Origin of the sequence: Mycobacterium sp. GA-1841, from assembly GCF_001954135.1 — a bacterium.
In the GTDB taxonomy this organism is placed as follows: Bacteria; Actinomycetota; Actinomycetes; order Mycobacteriales; family Mycobacteriaceae; genus Mycobacterium.
This window is the reverse complement of record NZ_MBEQ01000008.1, coordinates 1-12,665: the sequence shown is the minus strand read 5'-3', so window position 1 is coordinate 12,665 and position 12,665 is coordinate 1. Positions and strand designations below refer to the sequence as shown.

Below are 12,665 nucleotides of genomic sequence, written 5' to 3'. Positions count from 1 at the left end.
CGGAAGCTAAGCCTGCCAGCGCCGATGATACTGCCCTATCGGGTGGAAAAGTAGGACACCGCCGAACACAAATTAAGTCCCGAGCCCTCCAATTTCGATTGGGGGGCTCGGGCATTTGTGCGTTCACGGGGTTTTCAATTCCATATTGAAAACCCCTTCGGCACTCACTTAATTGAAGAGTGCCGGCATGGCGCGGCTCTTCTCCAATTCCAACAATGTCCGTTTGCGTTCCAGGCCGCCGCCGTATCCGGTGAGGCTGCCGTTGGCACCGATGACTCGATGGCAGGGCACGATGATGCCGATCGGATTGTGACCATTGGCCAAGCCGACAGCTCGTGAAGCGCCCGGGGAACCGATCTGCCGGGCGATCTCGCCGTAAGAACAGGTTTCCCCATACGGAATGGTCCGCAGCGCATCCCAGACCCGACGCTGAAAATCGGTGCCCACCATGTCGAGTTCCAGATCGAATTCAGTCCGTTCGCCGGCGAAATAGGCGGCCAACTGATCGACGGCCTCGGTGAAGGCGGTGTCGTCGACCTCCCAGTCCGCGCGGCTCGGCTCGTAGGTCTGATCGACCATGCGTAGATGCATGAGCCGCCCATCGCGACCGGCCAAGGTGAGCAGGCCGACCGGACTGTCCACGGTGCGGCATTGCAACGTCGTCATGACTTCTCCTGTTGATTGTGTGGGGGCCAGTCGTTCACCGCGTGGTCCAGTGTGGTCCACAGGTGTTGGGTCGCGTAAGCGCGCCACGGTCTCCATCGGGCGCTGTGGTCCATCAGCCGCTCGGAGGCAATTCCGAGGTGAGCTGCCGCGGCACGGACACCCAGATCGGTGGCAGGGAAGGCGTCAGGATCCCCGAGGCCGCGCATGGCGATCACCTCCGTCGTCCACGGGCCCACCCCCGGAAGCGCAAGCATTTGTTCGCGCGCCAGGTCCCAGTCGCAGCCGGGATCGAGAACGAGCTCGCCATCGGCGATCGCCCGGATCAGGGCGGCGACCGTGCGTCTCCGGGCTGCCGGCATGGCCAGGTGAGCCGGATCGAGATCGGCGAGATCGGTGATGCTCGGAAACACATGCGTCAGGCCGCCGGCCTCGTCGGCGACCGGGGTTCCATAGCCGGCGACGAGGCGTCCGACATGGGTGCTGGCCGCCTTGATCGACACTTGTTGTCCGATCACCACCCGTAGCGCCAGTTCGGATTCGTCGACCGTGCGTGGGACGCGTTGCCCGGGTGCCTTGGCCACCACCGCGGCCAGCGTGGCATCGGCCTGCAGGGCCTCCACCACAGCCTCGGGGTCGGCGTCGAGGTCGAGCAGTCGGCGGCACCGTGCGATGGCCGCCGACAGGTCGCGGAAGTCGTCGAGAACCAGCTGGCAGCGGACGTGGTCGGGTCGAGGAGTCAGGCCGACGACACCCGAGCCGTGTGGCAACCGCAGGGTGCGCCGGAATTGTCCGTCGCGCACCTCTTCCAGGCCGGGCACCGCACTGGCCGCCAGATGGCCGAACAACCCCTCGTAGGCGAAGGGAGTCCGTACCGGCAGGCGCAACGACAGCACCCCGGATGTGGTCGACGCGTCCGCCGCGAACCGGCCGCGAGCCCGGGTTCTCAGCTCGGTGGGGGTCAGGTCACACACCGCTCGCACGGTGTCGTTGAATTGCCGGATACTCGCGAACCCGGCGGCAAAGGCCACGTCCGAGAAGGGCAGTTGGGTGGTCTCGATCAGGACCCGTGCAGTCTGGGTCCGCTGGGCTCGCGCCAACGCCAGGGGATTGGCGCCCAACTCCGCTTGCATGATGCGTTGCAGCTGTCGGCTCGTGTAACCGACACGGGCGGCCAGCCCCGTCACTCCCTCGCGGTCCACGGTGCCGTCGGCGATCAGCCGCATACACCGGGCCACCACGTCGGTGCGGACATTCCATTCCGGCGACCCGGGCGAAGCGTCGGGCCGGCAGCGTTTGCACGCGCGGAACCCGGCTGCCTGGGCGGCGGCCGCGGTCGGATAGAACCGTAGGTTGCGGGCGAAAGGCGGGCGCACCGGACAGCTGGGGCGGCAATAGATGCCCGTCGTGAGCACGGCGGTGACGAACCAGCCGTCGAACCGGGCGTCCTTGGACTGCACTGCCCGGTAACAGCGGTCGAAATCCTCGTGCATGGCTCCACGATGGCACGCGCGCCACCGCATCACTAGCGGGAAAACGACATCGTAGTCGGTGGTGGTCGTGGATAGACTGCAACGCGTGGCTGAACTGGTGCAGCGCTATCTGGACCAGATCCGCGCCGACCAGATCGATCTGCGTGACGGTGCCCCGGCAAGTTACATCCCCGAGCTGGCCGACGTCGACCCCGAGGGCTTCGGGCTGAGTTTGTCGTCCTCGGATGGGTATGTCTATGAATCCGGCGACGCGGCACGCGAATTCACCATTCAGTCGATATCCAAGCCGTTCACCTACGCATTGGCCCTGGACCAGATCGGCCAGGAGGCCGTCGACGAGCGGATCGGTGTCGAGCCGTCCGGTGAGGCGTTCAACGAGATCAGCGTCGACGATGCGACCAAGACGCCGAAGAACCCGATGATCAATGCCGGTGCGATCGCCGCGGTTTCGTTGATTCCCGCTGCCGACGCCGACGAGCGGTTCGATCGAATTCTGGAGTTCTACTCGATGTGTGCCGGGCGGCGTCTCGACGTCGACATGGACGTGTACGCCTCGGAGAAGGCCACCGGCAACCGCAACCGGGCCATCGCCTACATGTTGACGAGTTTCGGCGTGCTCGACGGTGATCCGGACGAGGTCCTCGACGTGTACTTCCGGCAGTGTTCGGTGAAGGTGACGAGTACCGATCTGGCCCGCATGGCTGCAACGCTGGCCCGCGGCGGACTCAATCCGTTGACCGGTCGGCGCGTCACCGACGCGGTCGTCGTCCGGCGCACCCTCAGCGTGATGGTGACCTGCGGGATGTATGACGCGACAGGTGATTGGGTGAGTGCTGTGGGCATGCCCGCCAAAAGCGGTGTCGGGGGCGGCATCGTGGCCGTGCTGCCCGGCCAACTAGGCATCGGTGTCTATTCGCCGCGGCTGGATTCCCGTGGCAACAGCGTGCGTGGGGTTCAAGTGTGCCGCAACCTGTCCGCACAGTTGGGATTGCACTTCTTGACCGTCAGCCGGGAATCGTCGGCGACGCTGCGCGCCGTCTTCGACGTGAGCCCCGGCATCCGGGTGTACGAGGTCCAGGGCGACCTGCTGTTCGCCGGCGCCGAGCAGGTACTGCGCACGGCCGAGCACGGCCGCGACGAGTACGAGGTCGCCGTGCTCGACGTGACCGCTGTCGACGACATCGACGGCGCGGCGCGCGGCATGCTCACCGGGATGCGCGCCGGCCTGCGTGCCGCGGGCAAAGAGGGCTACCTCGTCGACCCCGAGGGCCGGGTGGTACCCACAGACCGACGCGACGACTACGACGGCATCGTGTTCGATACCGTCGAGGAGGCCGTCGAGGCTGCGCGCCGGCTCGGCGGCTAGGCCGGCACCGCCACGCGGGTCGGCTCGCTCAACCCACGCAGCGTCACCGATTCACCCAGTGACCAGTGAGCCCGTTCGGTGTCGGAGGCATTGGCCAGGGTGTCCGACGAGGCCACCAGGTGTCCGGGGACCTGTTTGGAGAAATCGCACAGCCGGGAGGCCTCGTTCACCGGCTCGCCGATCACGGTGTACTCGAACCGTTGTTTGGCGCCGACGTTGCCCGCCACCACCTGGCCGGCTGCCACACCGATGCCGGCCTTGAGTTCGGGCACCTCCGCTCGCAACCGCTGTGCCATCGCCCGGGCCGCTGCCAGGGCCTCGTCCTCGGCGTTGTCCAGGGATACGGGTGCACCGAACACGGCGAGGATCGCGTCACCTTCGAACTTGTTGACCAAGCCGCGATGATTGTCGACCTCGTCGACGATGACCGCGAAGAACCGGTTCAGCAGATCCACCACCTCGACCGCGGGCCGTGTGGCGACCAGCTGCGTCGAGCCGATGACGTCGACGAAAATCACTGCGGCGTGGCGTTCCTCGCCGCCGAGGACGGGTTTCTCCTGCTCGGCCAGAGCGGCGACCTCCCGCCCGACGTGACGGCCGAACAGATCGCGAACCCGCTCGCGTTCGCGCAGGCCGTCCACCATCGAGTTGAATCCGCGTTGCAGCTGCCCGAGTTCGGTGCCGTCGAACACCACAAGATTGGTTTGCAGATCACCTTGTTCGACGCGGTTGAGGGCCGCACGCACCACCCGGATCGGGGTAGCGATCAGATAGGACAGAATCCACATCAGCAGGAAGCCGAACACCAGCGCGAACGAGCCGAGACCGATGACGGCGTAGGCGAATTGGGCCTGGGTCAAGTTGTTCAGCGTCACAGAGAACATCGCGGCCAGCATGATGCCCACGATGGGCACCCCCGAGGACAGGGCCCACACCACCATGGTGCGGCCCATGATGCCCGGAGCCAGCCGGACTGGTGGCGGGCCGGCCTCCAGCGCCTGCGCCGCCACCGGGCGTAGGGCGAACTCGGTGAACAGGTGACAGCTGACCGACACCACGATGCCGGGAAAGCTGATGCCCAGCAAGAACTTCGGAATGTAGTTGGTGTCGGCAAGCCCGACCAGTGTGGTCAGCAGCGCAGTGCCCAGGCCCCACAGGACCAGCAGCACGCGGGTGAGCCGGAACGGGGCGAAGAACGTGTTCCGCTGATCCGCGACGGTGGGCGGGCGTTCCTCGATCGCCCAGCGCACGTTGTCGATCACGCGGGTGGTCGCCCAGAACACCCCGACGATCAACGCCGCAGCCATGTAGATCGGGGCAACGACGAAGGTGATCCAGCGGACCTTCGGGTCGAACACGTCCGGCGACGGGAACAGCACGGTGACGATGAACATCGAGATACCGATGCCGAGCAGGTTCACCGAGACTACGAACGTCGTCAGGATCGTCTGGATACGCACCCTGCGCCGGCGTTGGCTCTCCGACACCCGGCCCAGGACCCACGATCCGTATTCCGGGGTGGTGGCCGGGATCCGGCTGTTCTGCCGGGTCACACCCTCAAGGACTCGGCCCAGCCGTCGTGCCAGCGATTTGTCGGAGTTCATTGTGGCGTCAGCCTAGTTCGTCGCGCGTGCCCTTAAGGTGGATCGGGTGCGCCTCGTGATTGCCCAGTGCACCGTCGACTACGTCGGGCGGCTGACCGCCCACCTTCCATCGGCCCGCCGGCTGTTGTTGTTCAAGTCCGACGGATCCGTCAGTGTCCATGCCGACGATCGCGCGTATAAACCGCTGAACTGGATGAGCCCGCCCTGCTGGCTCGTCGAGTCGGCTGCGGACTCGGCAGCGGAGGGGACTGTGCTGTGGGTGGTCGAGAACAAGGCCGGTGAGCAACTACGGATCACCGTCGAGGACGTCGAGCACGATTCGAGTCATGAGCTGGGGGTCGATCCCGGACTGGTGAAGGACGGCGTGGAGGCGCACCTGCAGGCGCTGCTGGCCGAGCACGTCGAGCTGCTCGGTGCCGGTTACACGCTGGTGCGTCGGGAATACCCGACCGCGATCGGCCCGGTGGATCTGATGTGCCGGGACGAGTTGGGACGCTCCGTCGCTGTCGAGATCAAGCGCCGCGGCGAGATCGACGGGGTGGAGCAGCTGACCCGTTACCTGGAACTGCTCAACCGCGACACGGTGCTGGCCCCGGTGGCCGGGGTGTTCGCTGCCCAGCAGATCAAGCCGCAAGCCCGGACACTGGCCACTGACCGTGGAATTCGTTGCGTAACTTTGGATTACGACCAGATGCGGGGTATGGACAGCGACGAATACCGGTTGTTCTGATGCGTCGTCGGCCCCGCGAACACCGCCGATTGGCGCCGTTGCCACCGAGCCGCCGCGTCGAGACGGGACCGGACGGTTACGACTACGAGGTGCGGACGGTCGCCGCGTCGCGTGCGGTGAAGGTTTACCGGTGCCCCGGTTGTGACCACGAGATCCGCGTGGCGACGGCGCATGTGGTGGTGCTGCCGGTCGACGTCGGCGATGTGGATGACCGCAGGCACTGGCACACCGCCTGCTGGGCAAATCGGGCCACTCGGGGCCCCACTCGAAAGTGGTCCTGAGCCGCCGGGCTCAGTGCTCTGAATCCGCGGCCGGTTCGACCAGTTCGATCAGGACGCCACCGGCATCCTTGGGGTGGATGAAGTTGATCCGCGAGTTGGCCGTGCCCTTGCGGGGAGCTTCGTAGAGCAGCCGCACGCCCTGGCTGCGCAGGCGCTCGCTCAATGCGTCGATGTCACTGGTCCGGTAGGCCAGCTGCTGCAGGCCGGGGCCATTGCGGTCGATGAACTTGGCGATCGTGGACTTCTCGTCCAGCGGCGCCAGCAGCTGGATCTGAGCGCTGCCCTTGGGGGCGCCCCGCACCGACAGCATTGCCTCGCGGACGCCCTGCTCTTGGTTGATCTCCTCGTGCAGGACGATCATGCCCAGGTTGTCGTGGTACCACTTGGCCGCGGCGTCCAGATCGGGGACCGCGATGCCGACGTGATCAATCGCCGTCACCAGCGCGGAAGCGAGTGCGGTACGGGCATCAGCCTGATCAGCGGTCATAACGTAACGGTAACCTCAAACCTGAACGTTTGCGTATGTGTGATCGCCCACACAGCACTTGACCAGGCCTTGGAGGTAAGAAATGACTGCGGATACTCGTACGTCGGTAATCGTTGCTGGAGCGCGTACTCCAGTCGGCAAGTTGATGGGCTCGCTGAAGGATTTTTCCGGCAGTGACCTGGGCGCCATTGCCATCAAGGGCGCCCTGGAAAAGGCGAAGGTCGATGCTTCACTGGTCGACTACGTGATCATGGGCCAGGTGTTGACGGCCGGAGCCGGCCAGATGCCGGCTCGGCAGTCCGCGGTGGCCGCCGGCATCGGCTGGGACGTGCCCTCGCTGAGCATCAACAAGATGTGTCTGTCGGGCATCGACGCGATCGCCCTGGCCGATCAGCTGATCCGGGCCGGTGAATTCGACGTCGTCGTCGCCGGTGGCCAGGAATCGATGAGCCAGGCGCCGCACCTGCTGCCCAAGAGCCGCGAGGGTTACAAGTACGGCAACGCGACGCTGGTCGACCACCTGGCCTACGACGGCCTGCACGACGTGTTCACCGACCAGCCGATGGGCGCGTTGACCGAGCAGCGCAACGAGACCGACAAGTTCACCCGGGCCGAGCAGGACGAGTTCGCTGCCCAGTCGCATCAGAAGGCCGCCGCGGCATGGAAGGACGGGGTGTACGCCGACGAGGTCGTCCCCGTGTCGATCCCGCAGCGCAAGGGCGATCCGATCGAGTTCGCCGAGGACGAGGGCATCCGGGCCAACACCACCGCCGAATCGCTGGGCGGCCTGCGTCCGGCGTTCCGCAAGGACGGCACCATCACGGCCGGCTCGTCGTCGCAGATCTCCGACGGTGCGGCCGCGGTCGTGGTGATGAGCAAGGCCAAGGCGCAGGAGCTGGGCCTGGACTGGCTGTGTGAGATCGGTGCCCACGGTGTGGTGGCCGGTCCGGACTCCACGCTGCAGAGCCAGCCCGCCAACGCGATCAAGAAGGCCGTCGAACGCGAGGGCATCAGCGTCGACCAGCTCGACGTGTTGGAGATCAACGAGGCGTTCGCTGCGGTGTCGCTGGCCTCGACCAAGGAGCTCGGTGTCGATCCGGCCAAGGTGAACGTCAACGGCGGAGCGATCGCCATCGGCCATCCGATCGGAATGTCGGGCGCGCGGATCACGCTGCACGCCGCGCTCGAGCTGGCTCGGCGGGGCTCCGGCTACGCCGTGGCGGCCCTGTGCGGTGCTGGTGGGCAGGGCGATGCGCTGATCCTGCGTCGCTGACAGCAACTCAACGACGCTCTGTAGTAGCTGGCCGGCGGATCGGGCACAATGGCGCTCATGACACGCTCATTCGACCTGCGCTCGATCCCCGGCTGGTTCCGGCTGATCGCCCTTGCCGAGGCCGTCAGCTGGGCCGGTCTGCTGGTCGGCATGTATTTCAAGTACCTCGGCAGCCCCCGCACCGAGGTCGGGGTGAAGGTGTTCGGGCCGATCCACGGCGGCATCTTCATCGCGTTCGTGGTCGCTGCGGTCCTGGTCGGACTGGCCCGCAAATGGGATGTCGGCACCTGGATTCTGGCGTTGCTGGCCAGCATCGTGCCACTGGGCAGTGTGATCTTCGTCATGTGGGCCGATCGGACGCACCGGCTGGACGCGGCCGAGGGGCGCGCGCTGGTGGCCCAACCAGGCGAGGCCGTACCGGAAACGACGTGACAGACTTGTTGGCGTGACTCGTCCACGTCCTTCTGTCGGCCCGGCGTTGGCCGGCGCGGTTGATCTCTCGGCACTCAAGCAGCGGCCCACGACAGCTGGTGACAGCCCGAGTGCGCCGGGTGGGGCGAGCGCCACGGAGGTCACCGAAGTCAACTTCGAAGCCGAGGTTCTGGTCCGCTCGGGACAGGTCCCGGTAGTGGTGCTGTTGTGGTCGCCACGCAGCGATTCCAGCGTTGCGTTGGGCGACGCCTTGGCCGGCCTGGCCGCTGCGGACGGCGGCAAGTGGTCTCTGGCGTTGGTGAACGTCGATACGACTCCGCGGGTGGCGCAGATGTTCGGCATCCAGGGCGTGCCGACCGTGGTCGCCCTTGCCGGCGGCCAACCGATCGCCAGCTTCGAGGGTGCACAGCCGGCCGATCAGCTCCGGCGCTGGGTCGATTCGTTGCTCGAGGCCACCAGAGGCAAGCTCACCGGCGCCGGTGATGATGACGAGCCCGAGCAGGTCGACCCGGAGTTGGCCGCCGCCAGGGCTCATCTGGACGAGGGCAACTTCGCCGCGGCGCTGGCCGCGTACCAGGCGATTCTCGATGCCCAGCCCAGTCACGCCGAGGCCAAGGGAGCCGTGCGGCAGATCGCGTTTTTGGAGCGGGCCAGTGCGCTGCAGGGCCCGGATGCGCTGGATGCGGCCATCGCCGCCGCCGACGCCGCACCCGACGACATCGAGGCCGCTTTCGCCGCTGCCGACGCCGAGGTCTTCGCGGGGCAGCCGGCGTCGGCCTTCAACCGGCTCATCGCGCTGGTGAAGCGCACCGCGGGGGACGACCGCACCAAGGTCCGGACCCGACTCATCGAGCTGTTCGAGTTGTTCGATCCGGCCGACCCCGAGGTGGTTGCCGGTCGCCGCAACCTCGCCAACGCCCTGTACTGAGCTCTTCGCCGAGCAGACACAAACCTGTACCTTTTCACGCGAAAAGGTACAGGTTTGTGTCTGCTCGCGGGAGGGACTGGACCCCTCAGGCCGGCTCGAACCACAGCATCGCCAGCGGCGGCAGCACCATCACCGCCGACGCCGGACGGCCGTGCCACGGTTCGTCGGTCGCCTGCACCGCGCCCATGTTGCCGATGCCTGACCCGTTGTAGATGGTGGCGTCGGTGTTGAGCACCTCCTGCCACGTGCCCGTATGGGGCAGGCCCAGCCGGTATTCGCTGTGCTCGCTGCCGGCGAAGTTCACCACGCAGGCCAGCACCGAGCCGTCGGCGCCGAACCGCAGGAAGCTCAGCACATTGTTGGCCGAGTCGTTGGCGTCGATCCACGAGTAGCCCTCTGGGCTGGTGTCGCGGCTCCACAACGCCGGGTGGCGTCGGTAGATCCCGTTGAGGTCCTGGACCAGTCGCTGCACGCCGCCGGAGAAGCCCTGCTCGTCGAGCTGGTACCAGTCGAGCCCGCGCTCCTCGGACCACTCGGCGCGCTGCCCGAATTCCTGCCCCATGAACAGCAACTGCTTACCCGGATGCGCCCACTGGTAGGCCAGCAGGCTGCGCAGTCCGGCGGCCTTGGCGTGATCGTCGCCGGGCATCCGGCCCCAGAGCGTGCCCTTGCCGTGAACGACCTCGTCGTGGCTGATCGGCAGCACGTAGTTCTCGCTGAACGCGTACAGCATCGAGAACGTCATCTCGTGATGGTGATAACTGCGGTGCACCGGGTCATGGCTGACGTAATCGAGCGTGTCGTTCATCCAGCCCATGTTCCACTTCATCGAGAAGCCAAGGCCGCCAAGGTTGGTCGGACGGGTGACGCCGGGCCACGAGGTCGATTCCTCGGCGATCGTGACGATGCCCGGGGTCACCTTGTGCACGGTGGCGTTCATCTCCTGCAGGAACTGCACCGCCTCCAGGTTTTCCCGGCCGCCGTAGATGTTGGGTGTCCAACCACCTTCGGGACGGGAGTAATCGAGGTAGAGCATCGAGGCGACGGCATCCACCCGGAGGCCGTCGACGTGGTACTCCTGCAGCCAATACAGCGCGTTGGCGACGAGGAAGTTGCGTACCTCGGGTCGGCCGAAGTCGAAAACGTAGGTGCCCCAGTCGAGTTGCTCGCCGCGGCGGGGGTCGGAGTGTTCGTAGAGGGGGGTGCCGTCGAAACGGCCCAGGGCCCAGGCATCCTTCGGGAAGTGAGCGGGCACCCAGTCCACGATCACCCCGATGCCGGCCCGGTGCAGCGAATCCACCAGGAACCGAAAATCGTCAGGAGTTCCCAACCGGGAGGTCGGCGCGTAGTACGACGTGACCTGGTAGCCCCACGATCCACCGAACGGGTGCTCGGCCACCGGCAACAGTTCCACGTGGGTGAAGCCCTGCTCCACAACGTATTCGGTGAGCTGAGTGGCGAGCTCCCGGTAACTCAGGCCCGGGCGCCACGACATCAGATGCACTTCGTAGGTGCTCATCGGTTCGAACACCGGGTTTTGGGCAGCCCGACGGGCCATCCAGTCCTCGTCGTTCCAGATGTAGGAGCTGCTGGTCACCCGCGAGGCGGTCAGCGGCGGGACCTCGGTGGCGAACGCCATCGGGTCGGCCCGGTCGGTGGTGACCCCACCCGCACCGTGGATGCGGAATTTGTACAGGCCGTCGGTGGGAAAGCCGGGCCAGAACAACTCCCAGACCCCGGACGAGCCCAGGACGCGCATCTGTGCCTCGTTGCCGTCCCAGTGGTTGAAGTCGCCGATCACGCTGACACCCTTGGCGTTCGGTGCCCACACTGCGAAGGAAACACCCTCCACGACCCCGTCCGGGGTGGTGAAACTGCGCGGATGGGCGCCGAGGATCTCCCACAGCCGTTCGTGGCGTCCCTCGGCGAACAGGTGCAGATCGAGTTCGCCGAGTGTGGGCAGGAACCGATAGGCATCGGCAGTGGTGTGGGTGAAGAACGTGTCGTCGGCAGCCGGATAGCTGATCTCGAGCCGGTAGTCGGCCAGGTTGGTGAACGGGACGGACACCGCGAAGAGTCCGGATTCGATGTGCTGCAACGGGTGACGCTCGCCACCGATCACCGCCACGACCTTTGCGGCATGTGGTCGGTAGGCGCGGATCACGGTCTGACCTGAGTATTCGTGCGCGCCCAACACCGAATGCGGGTCGTGGTGCTCACCGGCCACCAGGCGCTGGATGTCCGAGGGGTCGGGCCGCAGATGCACGTCGTTGAGTTGGTTGCTTCTCGTCATCGTGTTCTCATTCCCTGCGTAGCAAGCCCAGTCGGTGCTCATAGGGTACGAGCGGCATGTTCAGCACGTGCGCCACCGCCTTGGCAGGGTCGATCCGAACGTAATTCGACTGTCCCCACTGGTATTCCTCGCCGGTGATCTCGTCGCGTACCCAGAATCGGTCATGCGATTCCATACCCAACGCCTCCATGTTCAACCACAATGTGGCCTCTTCCGGGCTGAAGGCGTTGAGGGTGACGACCACCAGCACGGTGTCCCCGGTGGTCGGATCGAACTTGCTGTAGGCCAGCAGTGCGTCGTTGTCGACATGGTGGAAGGTGAGGGTGCGGAGTTGCCGCAGTGCCGGGTGGAGACGGCGGATCTCGTTGAGGCGGGTGACGAACGGCTCAAGGGAGCGTCCCTCGGCCAGTGCCCCCGCGAAGTCGCGGGGCCGTAATTCGTATTTCTCGGAGTCCAGGTACTCCTCGCTGCCTTCGCGGACCGCCCGGTGCTCGAACAGTTCGAAGCCGGAATACATGCCCCACGACGGGCTCATGGTGGTGGCCAGCACCGCACGGATCGCGAACATGCCGGGGCCGCCGTGTTGCAGTGACTCGTGGAGTATGTCGGGGGTGTTGACCCACAGGCTGGGTCGTGCGCTGTCGGCATTCTCGACGATCTCGTTGCCGAACTCCATGAGTTCCCACTTGGCGGTGCGCCACGTGAAATAGCTGTAGGACTGGGTGAAGCCACGTTTGGCCAGACCGTAGAGACGCGCCGGTCGGGTGAAGGCCTCGGACAGGAACAGCACGTCCGGGTCCTCGTTCTTCACCTCGGCGATCAACCAGACCCAGAAGTTCGGCGGCTTGGTATGCGGGTTATCGACACGAAAGACCTTGACACCGTGCGAGATCCAGAACCGAACCACGCGCAGCACCTCGTGGTACAGCCCGGCCGGGTCGTTGTCGAAGTTCAGTGGGTAGATGTCCTGGTACTTCTTGGGCGGGTTCTCGGCGTAGGCGATGGTGCCGTCGGGCAGCACCGTGAACCATTCCGGATGCGCCGCAGCCCATGGATGATCCGGCGCGCATTGCAACGCCAGGTCCAGCGCCACCTCGACGCCCTGGTCGCGGGCG

Annotated in this window: 11 protein-coding genes and 1 pseudogene; 6 read left to right on the top strand and 6 right to left on the bottom strand. The window is 65.9% G+C overall.

The window, feature by feature from the left end; all coding sequences use genetic code 11:
- Positions 1-168: 168 nt before the first annotated feature.
- Positions 169-666, bottom strand: a complete 498-nt coding sequence (locus A5740_RS01180; protein WP_076190812.1) for a methylated-DNA--[protein]-cysteine S-methyltransferase — start codon at positions 664-666, stop codon at positions 169-171.
- A complete protein-coding gene (locus A5740_RS01175; RefSeq protein ID WP_076190811.1) occupies positions 663-2,156 on the bottom strand; it encodes a DNA-3-methyladenine glycosylase 2 family protein in 1,494 nt (497 codons plus the stop codon). Before A5740_RS01175 ends, A5740_RS01180 begins: the two co-directional genes overlap by 4 nt.
- An 85-nt stretch (positions 2,157-2,241) precedes the next feature.
- Here A5740_RS01175 and glsA point away from each other — a divergent pair, with 85 nt between their 5' ends.
- Positions 2,242-3,522, top strand: coding sequence for a glutaminase A (glsA, locus tag A5740_RS01170; RefSeq protein WP_076190809.1), 1,281 nt, complete (start codon positions 2,242-2,244; stop codon positions 3,520-3,522).
- On the opposite strand, the gene A5740_RS01165 is transcribed toward glsA, so the two are convergent.
- Positions 3,519-5,126 (bottom strand): adenylate/guanylate cyclase domain-containing protein, encoded by a 1,608-nt coding sequence (locus A5740_RS01165; RefSeq protein ID WP_076190808.1) that lies wholly within the window; start codon positions 5,124-5,126, stop codon positions 3,519-3,521. The genes glsA and A5740_RS01165 overlap by 4 nt on opposite strands.
- A 46-nt stretch (positions 5,127-5,172) precedes the next feature.
- Here A5740_RS01165 and nucS point away from each other — a divergent pair, with 46 nt between their 5' ends.
- Positions 5,173-5,856 carry an endonuclease NucS gene (nucS, locus tag A5740_RS01160; RefSeq protein ID WP_076190816.1) on the top strand — a complete coding sequence of 228 codons (684 nt, stop codon included), beginning with the start codon at positions 5,173-5,175 and terminating at the stop codon, positions 5,854-5,856.
- Positions 5,856-6,137, top strand: a complete 282-nt coding sequence (locus tag A5740_RS01155; protein WP_076190806.1) for a hypothetical protein — start codon at positions 5,856-5,858, stop codon at positions 6,135-6,137. The genes nucS and A5740_RS01155 overlap by 1 nt, the downstream gene beginning before the upstream one ends.
- A 10-nt stretch (positions 6,138-6,147) precedes the next feature.
- Here A5740_RS01155 and mce read toward each other — a convergent pair whose 3' ends face one another.
- On the bottom strand, positions 6,148-6,624 hold the full coding sequence (mce, locus tag A5740_RS01150; RefSeq protein ID WP_076190805.1) for a methylmalonyl-CoA epimerase: 477 nt from the start codon (positions 6,622-6,624) through the stop codon (positions 6,148-6,150).
- Positions 6,625-6,706: 82 nt separating this feature from the next.
- Between mce and A5740_RS01145 the strand changes: the two genes are divergently transcribed.
- From A5740_RS01145 to A5740_RS01135, 3 genes are read left to right on the top strand one after another with little or no spacing between them, the layout of a single operon-like run.
- A complete protein-coding gene (locus A5740_RS01145) occupies positions 6,707-7,897 on the top strand; it encodes an acetyl-CoA C-acetyltransferase (protein WP_076190803.1) in 1,191 nt (396 codons plus the stop codon).
- A 48-nt stretch (positions 7,898-7,945) separates the two neighbouring features.
- Positions 7,946-8,329 (top strand): DUF3817 domain-containing protein, encoded by a 384-nt coding sequence (locus tag A5740_RS01140; RefSeq protein ID WP_139334871.1) that lies wholly within the window; start codon positions 7,946-7,948, stop codon positions 8,327-8,329.
- A gap of 13 nt (positions 8,330-8,342) precedes the next feature.
- Positions 8,343-9,257, top strand: a complete 915-nt coding sequence (locus A5740_RS01135; protein WP_076190802.1) for a tetratricopeptide repeat protein — start codon at positions 8,343-8,345, stop codon at positions 9,255-9,257.
- Positions 9,258-9,342: 85 nt separating this feature from the next.
- On the opposite strand, the gene glgB is transcribed toward A5740_RS01135, so the two are convergent.
- Both glgB and A5740_RS01125 read right to left on the bottom strand, forming a co-directional pair.
- A complete protein-coding gene (gene glgB, locus A5740_RS01130; protein ID WP_076190800.1) occupies positions 9,343-11,550 on the bottom strand; it encodes a 1,4-alpha-glucan branching protein GlgB in 2,208 nt (735 codons plus the stop codon).
- Between the two features lie 7 nt (positions 11,551-11,557).
- Positions 11,558-12,665 (bottom strand): annotated as a pseudogene (locus A5740_RS01125) (alpha-1,4-glucan--maltose-1-phosphate maltosyltransferase); the annotation flags it as partial.

What these genes read in the sequence shown, in the direction of transcription:
- A5740_RS01180 (WP_076190812.1), bottom strand. Translation starts at nt 666, where the DNA reads ATGACGACGTTGCAATGCCGCACCGTGGACAGTCCGGTCGGCCTGCTC.
- A5740_RS01175 (WP_076190811.1), bottom strand. Translation starts at nt 2,156, where the DNA reads ATGCACGAGGATTTCGACCGCTGTTACCGGGCAGTGCAGTCCAAGGAC.
- A5740_RS01165 (WP_076190808.1), bottom strand. Translation starts at nt 5,126, where the DNA reads ATGAACTCCGACAAATCGCTGGCACGACGGCTGGGCCGAGTCCTTGAG.
- A5740_RS01155 (WP_076190806.1), top strand. Translation starts at nt 5,856, where the DNA reads ATGCGTCGTCGGCCCCGCGAACACCGCCGATTGGCGCCGTTGCCACCG.
- mce (WP_076190805.1), bottom strand. Translation starts at nt 6,624, where the DNA reads ATGACCGCTGATCAGGCTGATGCCCGTACCGCACTCGCTTCCGCGCTG.
- A5740_RS01145 (WP_076190803.1), top strand. Translation starts at nt 6,707, where the DNA reads ATGACTGCGGATACTCGTACGTCGGTAATCGTTGCTGGAGCGCGTACT.
- A5740_RS01140 (WP_139334871.1), top strand. Translation starts at nt 7,946, where the DNA reads ATGGCGCTCATGACACGCTCATTCGACCTGCGCTCGATCCCCGGCTGG.
- glgB (WP_076190800.1), bottom strand. Translation starts at nt 11,550, where the DNA reads ATGACGAGAAGCAACCAACTCAACGACGTGCATCTGCGGCCCGACCCC.